The organism is Glycocaulis sp., from assembly GCF_052168375.1.
Classification (GTDB): domain Bacteria; phylum Pseudomonadota; class Alphaproteobacteria; order Caulobacterales; family Maricaulaceae; genus Glycocaulis.
Window position 1 is genome coordinate 1 of the sequence record NZ_JBQLZR010000282.1, and the last position, 16,733, is coordinate 16,733.

General features: G+C 64.4%; 18 protein-coding genes. 15 read left to right on the forward strand and 3 right to left on the reverse strand.

Translation table 11 applies throughout. The features are described from left to right. Positions 1–155: 155 nt before the first annotated feature. Together ACTS2Z_RS11515 and ACTS2Z_RS11520 are read right to left on the reverse strand one after the other, a co-directional pair. Complete coding sequence (locus tag ACTS2Z_RS11515; RefSeq protein WP_442573352.1) at positions 156–2,252, reverse strand: putative bifunctional diguanylate cyclase/phosphodiesterase; 2,097 nt, start codon at positions 2,250–2,252, stop codon at positions 156–158. A 139-nt stretch (positions 2,253–2,391) separates the two neighbouring features. Further along, entirely contained in the window at positions 2,392–3,402 is a 1,011-nt protein-coding gene (locus tag ACTS2Z_RS11520) for an adenosine kinase (protein WP_442573353.1), read from the reverse strand. Between the two features lie 158 nt (positions 3,403–3,560). Here ACTS2Z_RS11520 and ACTS2Z_RS11525 point away from each other — a divergent pair, with 158 nt between their 5' ends. Then, positions 3,561–4,466 carry an ATP-grasp domain-containing protein gene (locus ACTS2Z_RS11525; RefSeq protein ID WP_442573354.1) on the forward strand — a complete coding sequence of 302 codons (906 nt, stop codon included), beginning with the start codon at positions 3,561–3,563 and terminating at the stop codon, positions 4,464–4,466. On the opposite strand, the gene ACTS2Z_RS11530 is transcribed toward ACTS2Z_RS11525, so the two are convergent. Next, positions 4,463–5,056: a hypothetical protein gene (locus ACTS2Z_RS11530; protein WP_442573355.1), complete on the reverse strand. Its 594-nt coding sequence runs from the start codon at positions 5,054–5,056 to the stop codon at positions 4,463–4,465. The genes ACTS2Z_RS11525 and ACTS2Z_RS11530 overlap by 4 nt on opposite strands. 56 nt (positions 5,057–5,112) lie before the next feature. On the opposite strand from ACTS2Z_RS11530, the gene ACTS2Z_RS11535 reads away from it, so the two are divergent. The 14 genes from ACTS2Z_RS11535 to trmB all read left to right on the forward strand — a co-directional run bounded on the left by ACTS2Z_RS11535 (position 5,113) and on the right by trmB (position 16,423). Further along, the gene (locus ACTS2Z_RS11535; protein WP_442573356.1) at positions 5,113–5,586 is read left to right on the forward strand and encodes a universal stress protein; all 474 of its coding nucleotides are present in this window, start codon (positions 5,113–5,115) and stop codon (positions 5,584–5,586) included. 93 nt (positions 5,587–5,679) lie between these two features. After that, positions 5,680–6,240: a NifU family protein gene (locus ACTS2Z_RS11540; RefSeq protein WP_442573357.1), complete on the forward strand. Its 561-nt coding sequence runs from the start codon at positions 5,680–5,682 to the stop codon at positions 6,238–6,240. Positions 6,241–6,370: 130 nt separating this feature from the next. After that, entirely contained in the window at positions 6,371–6,997 is a 627-nt protein-coding gene (locus tag ACTS2Z_RS11545; protein WP_442573358.1) for a malonic semialdehyde reductase, read from the forward strand. 12 nt (positions 6,998–7,009) lie between these two features. Then, on the forward strand, positions 7,010–7,666 hold the full coding sequence (gene tsaB / locus ACTS2Z_RS11550) for a tRNA (adenosine(37)-N6)-threonylcarbamoyltransferase complex dimerization subunit type 1 TsaB (protein WP_442573359.1): 657 nt from the start codon (positions 7,010–7,012) through the stop codon (positions 7,664–7,666). Continuing rightward, positions 7,663–8,151: a GNAT family N-acetyltransferase gene (locus tag ACTS2Z_RS11555; protein WP_442573360.1), complete on the forward strand. Its 489-nt coding sequence runs from the start codon at positions 7,663–7,665 to the stop codon at positions 8,149–8,151. Before tsaB ends, ACTS2Z_RS11555 begins: the two co-directional genes overlap by 4 nt. Before the next feature lie 38 nt (positions 8,152–8,189). Then, positions 8,190–8,612, forward strand: a complete 423-nt coding sequence (locus ACTS2Z_RS11560; RefSeq protein ID WP_442573361.1) for a Fur family transcriptional regulator — start codon at positions 8,190–8,192, stop codon at positions 8,610–8,612. Between the two features lie 12 nt (positions 8,613–8,624). Beyond that, positions 8,625–10,019 (forward strand): tRNA (N6-isopentenyl adenosine(37)-C2)-methylthiotransferase MiaB, encoded by a 1,395-nt coding sequence (gene miaB, locus ACTS2Z_RS11565; RefSeq protein ID WP_442573362.1) that lies wholly within the window; start codon positions 8,625–8,627, stop codon positions 10,017–10,019. Then, positions 10,016–11,014, forward strand: a complete 999-nt coding sequence (locus ACTS2Z_RS11570; protein ID WP_442573363.1) for a PhoH family protein — start codon at positions 10,016–10,018, stop codon at positions 11,012–11,014. Before miaB ends, ACTS2Z_RS11570 begins: the two co-directional genes overlap by 4 nt. Beyond that, a complete protein-coding gene (gene ybeY / locus ACTS2Z_RS11575) occupies positions 11,004–11,465 on the forward strand; it encodes an rRNA maturation RNase YbeY (RefSeq protein WP_442573364.1) in 462 nt (153 codons plus the stop codon). The genes ACTS2Z_RS11570 and ybeY overlap by 11 nt, the downstream gene beginning before the upstream one ends. A gap of 38 nt (positions 11,466–11,503) precedes the next feature. Next, positions 11,504–12,376: a hemolysin family protein gene (locus tag ACTS2Z_RS11580; protein ID WP_442573365.1), complete on the forward strand. Its 873-nt coding sequence runs from the start codon at positions 11,504–11,506 to the stop codon at positions 12,374–12,376. Next, positions 12,376–13,977, forward strand: coding sequence for an apolipoprotein N-acyltransferase (lnt, locus tag ACTS2Z_RS11585; RefSeq protein WP_442573366.1), 1,602 nt, complete (start codon positions 12,376–12,378; stop codon positions 13,975–13,977). Before ACTS2Z_RS11580 ends, lnt begins: the two co-directional genes overlap by 1 nt. Before the next feature lie 75 nt (positions 13,978–14,052). After that, entirely contained in the window at positions 14,053–14,472 is a 420-nt protein-coding gene (locus ACTS2Z_RS11590; RefSeq protein WP_442573367.1) for a helix-turn-helix domain-containing protein, read from the forward strand. A gap of 72 nt (positions 14,473–14,544) precedes the next feature. Further along, positions 14,545–15,729 carry a methionine adenosyltransferase gene (gene metK, locus ACTS2Z_RS11595; RefSeq protein WP_442573368.1) on the forward strand — a complete coding sequence of 395 codons (1,185 nt, stop codon included), beginning with the start codon at positions 14,545–14,547 and terminating at the stop codon, positions 15,727–15,729. A 4-nt stretch (positions 15,730–15,733) separates the two neighbouring features. Next, on the forward strand, positions 15,734–16,423 hold the full coding sequence (gene trmB / locus ACTS2Z_RS11600; RefSeq protein WP_442573369.1) for a tRNA (guanosine(46)-N7)-methyltransferase TrmB: 690 nt from the start codon (positions 15,734–15,736) through the stop codon (positions 16,421–16,423). Positions 16,424–16,733: the final 310 nt, after the last annotated feature.

Genomic DNA, 16,733 nt, shown 5'->3' on the forward strand with positions numbered 1-16,733 from the left:
GTTCCAGAGCGAGCGGGTCAGAGTGCTGGCGGCCCGCACGTGTATTTATGCCACAACCACCCGGTCATGTTCAATTAAATTGTAGAAAGGTGTTGCGCGTTGCGAACAGGACACAGTTCCGTGTCCTTTGCGGCAGGCCTCGGCGACAAGTCCTGTCAGGCGCGGATTGCCCGCGGATCGGCGCTGCTGCTTTCGACATAGCGGACCAGATCGGCAAGCGGCATGGGCCGGGCAAAGAGATAGCCCTGGGCCAGGGTGGCGCCCTGTTCGCGCAGGAAGGCGAGCTGATCGCTGGTTTCAACACCTTCGGCGACCGTCTGCAGTTTCAGGGCGCGGGCCATCGCCAGAATGGTTTCCACCACAATGCGCGCGTGCGGGTCACTGGACATGTCGCGCACAAAGCTCTGGTCGATCTTGAACACGTCGAACGGCATGCGGGTAAGGTAGGACAGGCTGGAGTGGCCGGTGCCGAAATCGTCAATGGCAAAGCCGACACCGCGCGCCCGCAGAGGCTCGATCTGTTCGAGAACCCGTTCCGGCTGGCGCATGGCGACTGACTCGGTCAGTTCCAGCTCCAGAAGCGAGGGCGCCAGTCCGGTCTCGCGCAGCGTGTCGAGCACGCTGTCAGCAAAGCCTTCATCCTCGAACTGGACTGCCGAAACGTTGACGGCCACGGGCAGGTTGACGCCGCGCTTGTTGAGGTCGGCCATTTCCGCGCAGGCATGGCGCATCACCCAGTCGCCAATTTCACCGATCAGGCCGCATTCCTCGGCCGCCTGGATGAACATGCCCGGCGAAAGGAGGCCTGCCGTCGGATGGTTCCAGCGCACCAAGGCCTCTACGCCGGCAATAGAGCCGTCATGGATGGAAATCTTGGGCTGGTAGTAGACGACGAGCTGGTCATCCTTGACCGCCTCGCGCAGCTCACCCTCCAGCACAAGACGCTCAAAGGCTGTCTGGTTCATGCTGGCTTCGAAGAACTCGAACGCATTGCCCCCGGTCCGCTTGGCAGCAGCCATGGCAAGGTCGGCGTGGCGAAGGAGAGTTTCGGGATCACCGCCATCGCGCGGGAAGACCGCAACACCCACCGACACACCTAGGAAAACCCGGTGGCCGGAGATTTCGAACGGGCGGCGCACGGCGTCGATGACAAGGCGCGAGACCCGTGCCGCATCGGCGGCATCGCGAAGAGCTGGCAGGAGTATGGTGAACTCGTCACCGCCAAGGCGGGCCACCAGAGACGGTTCTGCCCCGTCTTCGCCGCGCGACAGGTCCCAGCCGCGCGCCGCTTCGCGCAGGCGGCGGGCAACAGCCTCAAGCAGCCGGTCGCCTTCACCAAGGCCGAGGGAATCGTTCACACGCTTGAACCGGTCAAGATCAAGGAAGAGCACCGCGCCGGACGTGCCCATGTCCTCCGCCCTGCGGGTCACGCGCTCGACCTCCTTGCGGAAGCGCTCACGATTGGGCAGCTCGGTGACCATGTCGACATAGGCCAGACGATGAATGCGTTTCATCGAGGCATCGAGGCGCGCAAACATGCGGTTGAAGGCATTGGCGAGCACTTCGAGCTCGTCGCCAGTGCGCACATCAATGCGCATGTCGAGCTTGCGCGAGGAGGCAAGGCGGGCAGCCTCCGTCAGCTTGTGGATCGGGCCGAGCGCTGTGCGCACTACAAGTGCCACGAGCGGCAGGAAGATCACCAGCGCGACCAGGCCGACCAGAATCTGGCGCTGGAAGATTTCCGATGCCGGACGCGAGACAGCCGCTATCGGCACATTGATCAGCACAGCGCCGGCCAGCCGGCCCTGATGCATGACGGGGTGAACGACGCGGATCGTGTCGCCGACCACTTCCAGGCGCATGTCAACCGAGCCCAGCGCACCGTGAATGAGAGCGTCGGTGCTGCGTTCACCGGGCGCAAGGCCCATATCGGGGGTCGTCACTAGCACGGCGCGCATGGAGTCCACCACGTACGCGCCGTTCACATCATCGCGCTCGTCGAAACCGTTCAGGCTGGTGGTCAGGCGCCGCGCATCGCGCGAGGCGGTTTCCTCGGCAATGTTGGTGGCCAGCAATTGCGACATCAGGCCTGCATGGGCCAGGGCCGTCTCGCGATTGTCGTGGGATTTCGACAGATATCCGAACCCGGTCATCACCAGCGTGGCAGCGACCAGCACAATGGCGCACAGCACGGTGAATTTCATCACCAGCGAGCGCATCATGCGTGACAGGGCATGGCGGAGCGGGGCCATAGAACCTCTCGGAGCTTGGCCGCTCCGCTCGATCTTTCGGGCGGGACGGCACGGCAGGGAGAGGCAGATTTTCAGACCTTGCTGAAAATCACGTTAAGCACGCACACAGATAGTGTTAACCTGTTGAAACTGTGTTGGCTCACCGGGCTGGCGGTATGGTGATACCCTTGTCTCGGGCAAGCTCGGCCAGGCTGACGAGCGGGCGGGCGCCGACATGGGAGATCACCTCAGCCGCTGCCAGCACGCCAAGACGGCCGCACGTCTCCAGATCCGCCTCGCGCGCGGCGCCCAGAAGGAAGCCGGCGGCAAAAAGGTCGCCTGCGCCCGTCGTATCGACCAGTTTAGCGACCGGTTCGGCAGGCACCGATACGGTTTCGCTGCCCGCCACGATCACCGCGCCCTTTTCCGAACGGGTCACGGCGGCAATGCGGGTCTCGGCGCGGATGCTGGCGAGCGCACTGTCGAAATCCTCTGTCTGGTAGAGCGATTTCAGCTCGACCTCGTTGGCAAAGACAACATCGACATGGCCGGCGATCAGTTCGCGGAAGCTCGCCCGGTGACGATCCACGCAGAACGCATCCGACAGGGTCAGCGCGACCTTGCGCCCGGCCTTGCGGGCGATTTCGGCAGCAGCAACGAAAGCCGCTTTCGCCTCGTCACGGTCGAAGAGATAGCCTTCCAGATAGGTGATGTGCGCTGCGCCGATCCGTTCGGCATCGACATCGTCACCGGAGAACAGGGTGGACGCGCCAAGGAAGGTGTTCATGGAGCGCTGGGCGTCCGGGGTGACCAGGATCAGGCAGCGCGCCGTCGCCGGGCCGCCCGACAAGGGCCTGGTGGAGTAGTCGACGCCCGTTGCGCGCAGGTCATGGGCGAAGATTTCGCCCAGCTGGTCGTCGGCCACCTTGCCGATATAGGCGCCGCGCCCGCCAAGGCTAGCCACGCCCGCAAGCGTGTTGGCAGCCGAACCGCCCGACACTTCCTGGCCCGGACCCATCGCTGCGTAAATCGCTTCGGCGCGCGGCTCGTCAATGAGCGTCATGGCCCCCTTCTCGATGCCATGCGTACCCAGGAAGGCATCATCGGCAGTCGCGATCACGTCTACGATGGCGTTGCCGACGCCGATGACGTCGAAGCGGGTAGCGGCCATGAGGGGAGTTCCTTCCAGTTGCAATGCGGGCGAGGGCTTAACCCTTGCGCGCCACGCACTCAAGCCCCTGCCCGCCTGCTTGCGCCTTCTTGACGGGCGATGCCGGTCGGCTAGAGCCGATAGCGACGCGCGTCTGCCACTGATCCGCCGGGGCCTCCATGCACACGATTGCCTATCTGGTTTCTGCCAACGTCCTTGCTCACCGGGCCGAGGCGCGCAGCGATGCGCACGAGTTCACCGAGCAGTTTGCGGCGATTGATGCGCCCTGCCGCGCGGCGGGCTTCGCGCTGGAGCCGGTTGTCTGGGACGAGGGATTTGATCCGGCAGCCTATGATGCCGTCATCATCGGTCCGACCTGGGACTATTGGGACAAGACGCAGCGCTTCCTCGCCATGCTGGATACTGTCAGCCAGGTCCGGCCGCTCCTGAACCCTGCCGGAGTGATCCGCTGGAACATGGACAAGACATATTTGCGCGATCTGGGAACACTGGGCGCACCCGTCATCGAGACTGTCTGGGCAGAGCGTGCCACGCCGGAGTTGATCAGCGCCGCCTTTGACACGCTCAATAGCGATGATCTGGTGATCAAGCCGGTTGTCGGGGCCGGTGCCTGGCGCCAGGCCCGCGTCCGGCGCGGCGAGCCGCTTCCGCCCGTGAGCGAGTTGCCACCAGAACGGGCCATGATACAGGCCTTTCTGCCGGCCATTCAGGAAGAGGGTGAATACTCGCTGCTCTTCTTCGGCGGCGAATTTTCCCACGCCGTTATCAAGCGCGCTGCCAAGGGCGATTACCGCATTCAGGGCATGTATGGCGGAGTGGATACTCCCTATGAGCCGTCTGTTACCGACATCGCCCTCGCCCGCCAGTGTCTTGAAGCGGCCTGCCGGCATTGCGGGGTCGAGACACTGCTCTATGCGCGCGTCGACATGGTTCGCGGCGGCGAAGGCGATCTGCGCCTGATGGAGATCGAGCTGATCGAGCCTTATTATTATCCGCGCGGCGCGGCCAAGTGCGGGCCATTTTTTGCGCAAGGCCTCGCCCGGCTTCTCGCCTCCGCAGGCTAGGCGCCGGAAAACTTCTGCGGATCGTAGGGCTTCTCCGGTGAGGGCCGGAAAATCCAGGCGGAATATCCGCCCGTGACCGCCAGAACGAGGCCGATGAGACCGGTGATGATCTGGCCGATAGTGAGAGCCCAGGCGGCGAGCGCCAGCCCCGCAAGGCCCAGCGCCAAAGCTGGCAGGAAGGCTTTCAGCTTCGCATCGAGCGGCGCGCCCTCGACAAAGGCAACCCCCTCGCGCCCTTCGAGACGGCCATGCAGCGCACGCAGGAACAGGGCGAGCCGGTCTGCCTGGGTTTCCCATTTCAATATGCCGGTCGAGCGCAAGGAAGACAGGCTGATCGTCCGGCTGCCTGCCCGGACGCGGCAGACAATCTGTGCGGGGTCCTTCGCGCCGATGCCCGATGGCTCGACGCTGAGGCGCACCTCCTCGACAGTGTCGATGGCGATGCGGGTGACGAGCGTTCCGTCTGCCGTTTCCTCCAGCCGGTCCGGCCAGAGCGTGACCTGGCGGCGCGGCGAGGCTGCTGAACGGCAGTCGTCCAGCGTGGAAAGCGGCTTTTCAGGCGCGGAAGCGGTTTTGCGGGAGCGGCTCATGCAAGGCAGATGACGCCCTCTTGCCGCCGCGTCAAGAAAGCGTCACGGTCAGAATCATGGCGAACACTCGAAAATTCCTGCTTATCGGCGATGGCAGCGAGGAATCCGCGGCGGCGGCTCGCTATGCTGCCCATCGGGCCAACAATACCGGCGGCAAGGTGGCGGTACTGGCCGTCATCGAACCGGCAAGCGTCGAGCCTTGGCTGGGCGTCGGCGAGACCATGCGGCGCGAGGCGATGGAAGAAGCCGAAGCGGCGCTCGAAAGCCTCGCAGAAGACATTGAAGGCATTACCGGTTCACGCCCCGAGCTGCTGGTGCGCGAGGGCGAGGCGATCCAGTGCATCCGCAAGCTGATCGAGGAGGATGAGAGCATCTCGATCCTGGTCCTCGGTGCAGCCGTGAAAGGCGACGGACCCGGCCCGCTGGTGACGGCGCTGTCACGGGGGCGCGGCCTTTTTGGTGAACGCGCCATTCCCGTGACTGTCGTGCCGGGCGAATTGTCCGATGAAACCATCGAGGCGCTGACCTAGGCGCTATCAGGCCTTGATTGGCACGGCGCCTGAGGCCAAGTGTGGCTCTGAAACAGTGCCCTCACGCCCGCACAGCCCATAAAGGCCTCCCCCATGTTCATCCAGACCGAAACCACCCCGAACCCCGACACGCTGAAATTTCTGCCCGGCCAGTCGATTGCGCCGGAGACCCCGCGCGATTTTGCCACTGCAGCCGAGGGCGCAGGATCGCTTCTGGCGCGCGAACTCTTTGCTGTCGAGGGTGTGGTGCGCGTGTTTGCGGGCAGCGATTTTGTCTCGGTGACCAAGGACAGCGCCATTGACTGGGCGCACATCAAGCCTTCGGTGCTGGGTGCGATCATGGACGTGCTGCAATCGGGCAAACCGCTTCTCGATGATGGCGATACGGACACCGAAACTGTCTATGAGGGCGAGACAGCGGCCATCGTGAAGGAAATCCGCGATGTCATCGATACGCGCGTGCGCCCTGCCGTTGCGCAGGACGGCGGCGACATCGTGTTCCACGCCTATGACGAGACGACCGGTATTGTCAGCCTGCACATGCGCGGCGCCTGCGCTGGCTGCCCGTCCTCGACCATGACGCTTAAAAGCGGCATCGAGAATCTGTTGAAGCACTACGTCCCTGAAGTGATGGGCGTCGAGGCGGTGGTGTAGGGCCGGCACAGCCGTTTTTCCCGGATCGCCATAGCCCAACGGGCGTTGCTGTCCTATCTCGCCCCGGTATCACTGCCCGCCTCCGCCATGCTGGCAGGTTGCGGCATTCACAGGAAGGAAGGATCGCCCGATGAGCGAACTCGTACTTGAAGACCGTCACAAGACCCTCTCCGATCACGCGCTGAACCAGCTTTTCCGCGGTGCGCGCACCTTCTACACCTGGGAGGATCGCGATGTGTCCGACACGACGATCCAGGCGCTCTACGATCTTCTCAAATACGGCCCGACCAGCGCCAATAATTCCCCCGCCCGCTTCGTTTTCCTCAAAGGCGAGGCAAAGGAACGTCTCCGGCCCTTCCTGATCCCGTCGAATGTCGACAAGACGATGAGCGCGCCGGTTACCGCCATCGTCGCGTGGGACTGGGAGTTCCATCAGAAAGTGCCTGAACTCTTTCCGCACGATCCCGGCGCGAAGGAATGGTTTGCCTCCGAGGAAGCGCGCAAGGCCAATGGCGTGCGCAATGGCACCTTGCAGGGCGCTTATCTCATTCTGGCGGCACGCGCGCTGGGCCTTGATACCGGGCCGATGAGCGGGTTCGACAGCGCCAAGGTCGATGAGGAGTTCTTCGCCAACGATCCAAAGATGAAACACTGGCGCTCCAACTTCCTCGTCAATATCGGCTATGGGACGACGGAAAAGCTCTTCCCGCGCCTGCCGCGCCTCGGTTTCGATGAAGCGGCGCGCATCCTGAAATAGGGTTCAAACCTGATGGCATCTGCCCGTCCCCACCGCCCGGTGCTGGTCATCGACACGACCGGGCGATGGTGCGCGGCGGCCCTCCGGCTGGAGGACGGCCAGACCTTCCGGCGCGCTGAAGCGATGGAACGGGGCCAGGCAGAGCGGCTTGCCCCTCTGGTTGGCGAATTGCTGGACGAAGCGGGCCTGCCTGCCGGTGCGCTCTGGCGGATCGGCGCGGCAACAGGGCCTGGCAGTTTTGCCGGAACGCGTGCCGGGACAGCCTTTGCGCGCGGTCTGGCGCTGGCTACGGGCGCGAAAGCCCTGGGTGTGTCGAGCCTTGCCGCCTATGCCCGCGAGGCCGATCCGGACGGACGTCACACTGTCTTTGCAGTCCATGATGCGCGGCGCAGCGAGCTTGTGTGGCAAGTGTTTGCCAGCGGCACGGCGCAAGGCGATGCGGCGAGGACAGGAATCGATGCCGCACGCGAGGCGTTCGCCCGGGCCGCCAATGCCCGGCTTGCCGGGTCCGGTGCGGCGCTGCTCGGCGGGGCGGCAGACGCCGGTCAGCACGCGCCTCTGGACGCCCTGCTGGCGCTGACGCTGGAAGCAGACGACACCGCACCCCTGCCCAGCCCGCACTATGCACGCCCGCCCGATGCCGCCCTGCCCGGGGGCATTGTGCTGTGAGCGTGCAGATTGCCGCTGCCGGGCCCGAAAGCGCGGGCGTGCTGGCAGCCCTTCACGCGAAGGCGTTTGCCGGCGGCGAAGTGTGGGACGAAGCGGCGTTTGCAAGCCTGCTGGCAGGTCCCGGCATCGATGCGCGCCTGGCGCTGGATGGTGACATGCCGCTCGGCTTCATCCTGATGCGCACCATTGCCGGTGAAGCGGAAATGCTCACCCTCGCCGTGCTGCCTTCGGCCCGGCGCAAGGGTGCAGGAATGGCGCTGGTGGCTGCGGGGCTGGGCGCTGCACTGGCGCGCGGTGCACGAGCGGCTTTCCTTGAGGTCTCCGTGAACAATATACCCGCCATTGCGCTTTACCGGGCGACAGGATGGCGCGAGACAGGCAGGCGGGCGCGTTACTACCGGGACGGGTCAGACGCGTTGATAATGTCTTGCGCGCCCGTGCAGGAATGGACAGACCTGTCCGGCAGGGCTAAGGACAGGTCCTGAAAGCCTGCTCCCCTTCGCGCGTTTCAAGGAGGCTGATCATGTCAGATCGCATCGAACAGATTTGCATCGAAAAAGGCCTGCGCATGACCGATCAGCGCCGGGTCATCGCCCGCGTGCTGTCCGAAGCGGTCGATCACCCCGATGCCGAGGAAGTTCACCGCCGCGCCGCCAGCGTCGACAACCGTATCTCGCTCGCGACGGTTTACCGCACGGTGCGCCTGTTTGAAGACGCCGGCATTATCGAGCGGCATGATTTCCGTGACGGACGTTCACGCTACGAAGAAGCGACCGAGGACCATCACGATCACCTGATCGATCTGAAATCCGGCGATATCGTCGAGTTCTACGATGAGGAAATCGAGAAGATGAAGGCTGCGATTGCCCGCCGCCTCGGCTACAAGCTGGTCGACCACCGGCTCGAGCTTTATGCCGTGAAGCTGAAAGACGGCGAAAAGGAATAATCGCCAGCGCCCATGACACCCAGCACGTCCGAAACGAAGTCCCGCAAGCGCCTCTTCATCCGCACCTACGGATGCCAGATGAATGTCTATGACTCAGAGCGCATGCGCGATCTGCTCATTCCGCTTGGCTATGAGCCTGCCGAAGCGCCCGAAGGCGCGGACCTCGTCATTCTCAACACCTGCCATATCCGCGAGAAGGCTGCCGAGAAGGTCTATTCCGAGCTGGGCCGGCTGAAGCCGCTCAAGGAGGAAAAGCAGGCCGCAGGCGGTCAGATGACCATTACGGTTGCGGGCTGCGTGGCGCAGGCCGAGGGCGCCGAGATACAGCGCCGCGCGCCGGTGGTGGATCTGGTCGTCGGCCCGCAAACCTATCACCGCCTGCCCGAACTGATCGCCCGCGTGCACCGCGAGCGCGGCGAGGCGCTGGAAACCGAGTTTGAAGCCGAAGAAAAGTTCGACGCACTGGCTGCGCCCAAGCGCCATGTGGAGGGCTATACCGCCTTCGTGACGGTGCAGGAGGGGTGTGACAAGTTCTGCTCCTTCTGCGTGGTGCCCTATACGCGCGGCGCGGAGTATTCGAGGCCCGCAGCCCAGATCACGGCTGAAGTGCGCGCGCTGGCCGCGCAAGGCGTGCGCGAAATCACCCTGCTGGGTCAGAACGTCAACGCCTATTCCGGCGAGCCGCCTGCGGGCGAGGAGGCCGGCGGGCGCTGGGGCCTTGCGCGCCTGATCCGCCATCTGGCGCTGATCGGCGGTATCGAGCGTATCCGCTTCACGACCTCTCATCCCAACGACATGGATGATGAGCTGATCACCGCCTTTGGCGGTGAGGAAAAGCTGATGCCTTACCTGCACCTGCCGGTGCAATCTGGCTCTGACCGCATCCTGAAGGCGATGAACCGCAAGCACAGCTCGGCCCAGTATGCCGCCCTGATCGCCCGTTTGCGTGAAATCCGCCCCGACATCGCCATGTCGGGTGACTTCATCGTCGGCTTCCCCGGCGAGCAGGAGAGCGATTTCGAAGCCACGCTGCGCCTTGTCGAGGAGATCGGCTATGCGTCGGCCTTTTCGTTCAAGTATTCGCGCCGTCCGGGCACTCCGGGGGCGGCCATGGCCGGGCAGGTGGACGAAGCTGTCATGGCCGAGCGTCTGGCCCGTTTGCAGGCACTTCTGGACACCCAGCAGCAGGCGTTCAACGCCTCGATGGTGGGCCGCAAGCTGCCCGTGCTCTTTGAGCGCGAGGGACGCAATCCCGGCCAGCTTGGCGGGCGCAGCCCCTATCTGCAGGCGGTCCATTGTGATGGACCGACCGGTCTGATCGGTCACATCGCGATGGTGGAAATCCTGTCAGCGTCAAAGAATGCACTGGGGGCACGGCTGCTGAACGGGGAGAGCTGCGCCGCGTGAGCCGGACACCGCGACCCAAGCGCGCTGCGCGCGCTCCAGCCGAAACGCTGCACTTCGAGGACGGCGCCCATGTACGGGCTCTCGCCGGGCCTGGCCATGCCAATCTCATTGCGCTGGAGACCGAGCTCGGCGTCCATGTCGAGGCGCCGGGCGGCGGGCAACTTCTGCTCTCGGGCGGTGACAAGCGGGGCCGGACGGATGCCGGCCGCGTGATCCATGCGCTCTACGCCCGCGCCGAGGCCGGGCTTGTCATTGATCCGGAAACCGTGCGCGCAGCCTGCCGCATGGATGATGCCGCACCGATTGCCGGTGACGAGACCATTATCCGCGTGCCGCGCGGGGTCAGCTTTGCCGCCCGCACGCCCGGCCAGGGCGAGTATGTGCGCGCGCTGAAGGACGAGAAGCGCTTCGACATGATTTTCGGCGTCGGACCGGCGGGTACCGGCAAGACGCTGCTGGCGGTGGCCTGGGGCGCGGCGAAACTGGCGCGCGGCGAGATTGACCGGCTGGTCATCACCCGCCCGGCAGTGGAGGCCGGCGAGCGTCTGGGCTTCCTGCCCGGCGATCTGAACGAGAAGATTGATCCCTACCTCTTGCCGATCTGGGATTCGCTTCGCGATGCGCTGACCCAGAAGGTTGTCGACAAGATGCGCGAGGAGCGCCGCATCGAGGTGGCGCCGCTGGCCTTCATGCGCGGGCGAACGCTCAACAATGCCTTCATCGTCTGCGACGAGGCCCAGAACACGACCCGCGCGCAGATGCGCATGATGCTGACCCGGCTGGGCCAGGGGTCACGCATGGCCATTACCGGTGATCCCTCCCAGGTCGACCTGGGCCCGCGCGAGCCTTCGGGCCTTGCCGATGCTCTGGGCATTCTTTCCGGCGTGCCGCGCATCGCCGTGACACGTTTCACCCGCGCCGATGTCGTCCGTCATGACCTCGTCGGCATGATCGTCGATGCGTATGAACAGGCGGACAGGAAACATGGCGGCTGACCGGGTGGCCGAGATCGTCATCGAGCATGAGGGCTGGGCCGCAATCGCGGGCCTGGAGGCCCGCTGCATGGAGGCCGTTGCCGCAGCGCTCTCCCTGATAGAGGAGCCGCGCACGGGCGCTGCCGTTATCCTGTTCAGCGATGACAGCGTGCTGCAATCGCTCAACCAGCGCTTCCGGGGCAAGGACAAGCCAACCAATGTCCTGTCCTTTCCGGCTCCGGAATCGGAGAATTATCCGGGCGACGTAGCGCTGGCCTTCGAGACCTGTCAGCGCGAAGCAGAAGCACGCGGCATTGCGCTGGTGGACCATGCGGCCCATCTTGCAGTTCACGGAGTGCTGCATCTTAACGGTTTTGACCATATCCAGGACGACGCAGCAGAAGAGATGGAGGCAGTGGAGATCGCGGCACTGGCCCGGCTGGGCATCGCGAATCCCTATAGTGAACGCTGATGAGCGTAATGAGTGACGACCCGCCAAGACGAAGTCTCATGGCCCGCCTGACCGGCGCGATATACCGCCGCCCTGCCCCCGAGGCCGATACCGGCCCGATTGCGGAAGGCGGCGCATCGCCAGCCATCCAGACGGGCCCTTCTGCGGAACGCGACCTTTCCTTCAACGTGAACGCGCTAGACGCCTTGCGCGTCGCCGATGTGATGGTGCCACGCGCCGACATTGTCGCGATGGACATCGACACACCGCTGGGCGATGCCGCGCGGCTGTTTGCCGAAGCCTCCCATTCGCGCCTGCCGGTCTATCGCGAGACGCTGGATGATCCGGTGGGCGTCGTGCACATCAAGGACCTGATCGCGCATCTGGCCGGCAATCCTGACGGCCAGCGCAGTGAGGGGTGGGCGTCTGTGCAGATTCTGCCTCAGGTGCGCCGCCCGCTGCTATATGTACCGCCATCCATGTATGCCGCTGACCTGCTGGTCCGGATGAAGTCGCGGCGCATGCACATGGCCCTGGTCGTCGACGAGTTCGGCGGCACGGACGGGCTTGTGACGCTCGAAGACCTGCTGGAACCTATCGTCGGCGAGATTGATGACGAGCACGACGAGGCCGAAGGTCCGCTGATCCGTGCCCGCGGCGCCAATATCTGGGAGGCCGATGCGCGTGCCTCACTCGACGAACTTGCAGAGACCCTCGGCCGGCCGGTGGCGACCGAGGAGGAGATGGAAGACGTCGACACGATGGGCGGCCTGATCTTCATGCTGACAGGACGCGTGCCTGAACGCGGCGAGGTCATCGCGCACTCTACGGGGCTGGAGTTCGAGATTCTCGATTCCGATCCGCGCCGCATCCGCCGGGTGCGTATCCGCTCGCCCAAGGACACGCCCGCCGATAGCGGAAGCCGCCAGTAATGTGGCGCCGGGCGGGCGCTTGGATCTCCAGCTGGCGTGCTCTGGCAGGCTGGCGAGCTGGGCTGGTGCTGTTCGTGGCGGGCCTGCTCTCAACGCTCGCCCACGCGCCGTTTCACGTTCTGCCCGCGCTGGCCTTCGGCCTCATCATCCTTGTTCTCGCGCTCGACGGGGCGGCCAGCCAGCCCCGTCCCTTGCGCGCCGGGTTCTGGCGGGGATGGAGCTTTGCCGCCGGCTATTTTCTCGGCAGCACCTGGTGGGTGGCCAACGCCTTCCTTGTCAGCGCAGAGGAACATGCCTGGCTGATCTGGGCGCCGCTGACACTGCTGCCCGGCGGGCTGGCGCTGTTCTGGGGTGTGGCCGGCAGCCTCCATGTACGCCTGACCCCCAAAGGTCCGATGCGCATCGGCGTGTTTGCCGTGCTGTTCACCGGTGTCGAGTTCCTGCGCTCGGTCGTCCTTTCAGGCTTTCCCTGGAACCTGCCCGGCCATGTCTTCGAGGCCGGCACACCCGTCAGCCAGATTGCCAGCGTCACAGGCGCTCTGGGACTTTCCGCCCTCGTTCTCTTTGCCTTTGCCAGCCCTGCCGCGCTCTCAGGGCCGGGGCGGCTCATCGCCCGCGCCCTGCCGCTTGGGGTCAGTGCACTTCTTCTGGGCGGCATCTGGGGCTGGGGGCATGCGCGCCTCGCCTCCGCCGAAGAGGGGGTGACCGATACCCGCCTCAGGATCGTGCAGGTCAATGTCGACCAGCGCGACAAGCGCTACGCCAACCGGCATGACATCCTCGCCCGTTATCTCGAACTGACGATGCAGCCAGGGCTCGGCGAGGCCGATGCGGTCATCTGGCCGGAAGGCGCCATCCCGACCCTGATGCTGGAAGACAGCGCCGTACTGCTGACCATCGAAGGCACCTTGCCCGAGGGCACACGGCTTTGGACCGGCGTGACGCGGCGCGAACGCTTTCCGGAAGGCGAGCTCTACTACAACACGCTCGCAGCCTTGCGCATCGAGGACGGACGCGTGGAGGGCGAGGCCTTTTACGACAAGGTGCACCTGGTGCCCTTCGGAGAGGGCAACCCGCTGCTGGCCCTGACCAGCATGTTCGGCTTTTCCAGCCTGTCGATGAATGCGCCTTTCTACACGCCTGGCCCCGGTGCCCGCACCCTTGGTGTTGCCGGCATGGACGGGTTTGCGCCGCTCATCTGCTATGAAGTGATCTTCCCGCGCTTTGCGCCGCGCGGGGCAAACCGCCCGGCCTATCCTCTCAACATCTCCAATGATGCCTGGTATGGAAATTCTGCCGGTCCCCGCCAGCACCTCAATCAGGCCGCCTACCGGGCCATCGAGGAAGGCCTGCCCATGGTGCGCTCTGCGTCCCTCGGGGTTTCTGGCGTCATGGATGCCTATGGCCGGGCGCTGACGGCCAGCGATCCGCAATTGAACACGGTGCTGGATATTGATGTGCCAGTGGCACTTCAACCCACAGCCTTTGCCAGATATGGAAATATTCCATGGATCGTGGCAGGATTCCTGATACTGATTTGTCTCTGGGGCACTTCGCACCTCCTGTTGCGCCGTGTGCCACATGTCCGATCCGAAGCCTGACGACGATAAATTGACCCTTTTCGCCTGCGACGTGCCTGACCCGGCCCGCCGGGAATTTTTCGAGGATTTCTTGTCATGTCACCCAGTCCGCGTGAACCCAATCCTGTTGACCGCCATGTCGGATCCCGTGTCCGTCTGCGGCGCCAGATGATGGAAATGAGCCAGGAGAAACTTGGCGAGGAGCTGGGCGTCACCTTCCAGCAGGTTCAGAAATACGAGCGCGGCGCAAACCGTATCGGTGCCGGACGGCTCTGGCATCTGGCCCGCGTCCTGGAAGTGCCTGTTGCCTTCTTCTTTGACGGGGTGAGCGAGACTTCACCGCAGCCCACAGGCTTTGCGGAAGGGGACCAGACCCCGATCGTGAACGATTTCCTGCAATCTTCCGATGGTGTCGCCCTCGCGCAGGCCTTTTCCAAGATCACCGACCCGAAAGTGCGCCGCCGGGTGCTTGAGCTTGTCCGTTCGCTGGCCGATACCGGCGGCGAGGACAATTAGGCAGCAGGGACAATCGGCGCTTGCGTTTGGGGCCGGGATAGTCTTTAAGCGCCCATATAAAGGAAGCTTTATATGGGGTCGCTAGTGGCGCGTTCATCCTACATCTTTACCAGCGAGAGTGTTTCAGAAGGCCATCCGGACAAGGTCTGTGACCGGATTTCCGACACGATTGTCGATCTCTATCTGGCGCGCGATCCGGTCGCGCGGGTTGCCTGCGAAACGCTGACCACGACCAACCGGATCGTGCTGGCCGGTGAAGTGCGCTGCGCCGACGAGATTTCCGGCGAGGAAATCGAAGCGGCCGTGCGCGCAGCGGTGAAGGATATCGGCTACGAGCAGGATGGCTTCCACTGGGAAACGGCCAATTTCTCCAACTATCTGCACGAGCAGTCTGCCGATATTGCGCAAGGCGTCGATGAAGGCACAGGCTCCTATGCCGAGGAAGGCGCGGGCGACCAGGGCATCATGTTCGGCTTCGCCACCGACGAGACCCCGGAACTGATGCCGGCCCCGATCCTCTACTCCCACCAGATCCTCAAGGAGATGGCCCGCCTGCGCAAGACCGGCGCGGTCAAGCAGTTCGAGCCGGACGCCAAGTCGCAGGTTTCCCTGCGCTACGAAAACGGACGGCCCGTGGGCGTCACCTCGGTTGTCGTATCTACCCAGCACACCGCTTCCACCTCGCTTGACGAGGTGCGCGAGCTGGTGCGCCCGGTGGTGAAATCGGTCCTGCCCGAGGGCTGGTTCCCGCCCGAGGACGAATTCTACGTCAACCCGACCGGCAAGTTTGTCATTGGCGGACCTGACGGCGATGCCGGCCTGACCGGCCGCAAGATCATCGTGGACACCTATGGCGGCGCAGCGCCCCATGGCGGCGGCGCGTTTTCCGGCAAGGACCCGACCAAGGTCGACCGGTCTGCCGCCTATGCCGCGCGCTATCTGGCCAAGAACGTGGTCGCCGCCGGTCTGGCGCGCAAATGCACCATCCAGCTCGCCTATGCGATCGGCGTGGCCAAGCCGCTGGCGGTCTATGTGGACCTGCACGGCACCGGCAATATCGACGAGGCGAAGCTGGAAAGTGTACTGCCGCAGCTGATGAATCTGTCACCGCGCGGCATCCGCACTCACCTCCAGCTCAACAAGCCCATCTATGCCCGCTCGGCGGCCTATGGCCATTTCGGGCGGACGCCGGACGCCGATGGCGGCTTCTCCTGGGAGAAGACCGATCTCGTCGACCAGCTCAAGGGCCTCGCCTGAGATCATGACGGACGCGCCGCACGGCCCGTCGCGCCGCCTTTACGGGCGGGCGAAGGGGCATCCCTTGTCAGCCCGCCAGCAGCAGCTGGTCGATACTCTGCTGCCTGCCCTGAGCTGGGCTGATGAAGCCGCGGCCGATCCGCGCGTTCTGCTTCCCGGTTTCCAGAACCATGTGCTGGAGATCGGGTTTGGTGCCTCGGAGCACCTTATCGGTCAGGCGGCGCGTGCGCCGGATACCGGCTTTGTCGGTATCGAGCCTTTCCTCAACGGTGTCGCCAAGGCGCTGGCAGGGATCGAGGAGCAAAGCCTTGCCAATGTGCGCGTGAAGCGGGCCGATGCGCGAGACGAGATCGAGCGCATGCCCGATGCCTGCTTTGACCGCATCTTCCTGCTCTTTCCCGATCCCTGGCCGAAGAAGCGTCACGCCTTCCGCCGGTTTGTGCAGGCCGATACGGCGGCTCAGCTCGTGCGTATCCTGAAACCCGGAGGACGCTTGCGCGTGGCAACCGATGTGCGCGTCTATGCCGACTGGGCCCTGCCGATCCTCCTGGAAACGGGCGCCCTCGACTGGCAGGCATCTTCAGCAGATGATTGGCGCTCAGAGCCCGCTGATCACATCACCACGCGCTACCAGTCCAAGCACCTGGGCGACATAGACCCGGTCTTCATGGATTTCGAACGCCGGGCTGCCTGATCGAAGAAGCCAACCCCCGCTGGAATGAGCTGTCCGGGACGCTGACCTGTTGATCCCTTTGCCTCTCTACCTCGTCACCCCCACGCAGGTGGGGGTCCAGAGCTACTTCGCACCTGCCTTCGCCCTGTGATCTCTGGATGCCCGCCTGCGCGGGCATGACGAAAGTGGGTGACAAAGTGAAGTGCACCCAAACACTTCCATCCCCACCCGTTTCCGGAGCGAGGTTGAAGGGACGGATGGCGCGGGCGGCTTTGGGAAAGCCAATCGCGAACGTTCAAACGGGCCCTCTCAAGGCCGCCCGCACGCAGGT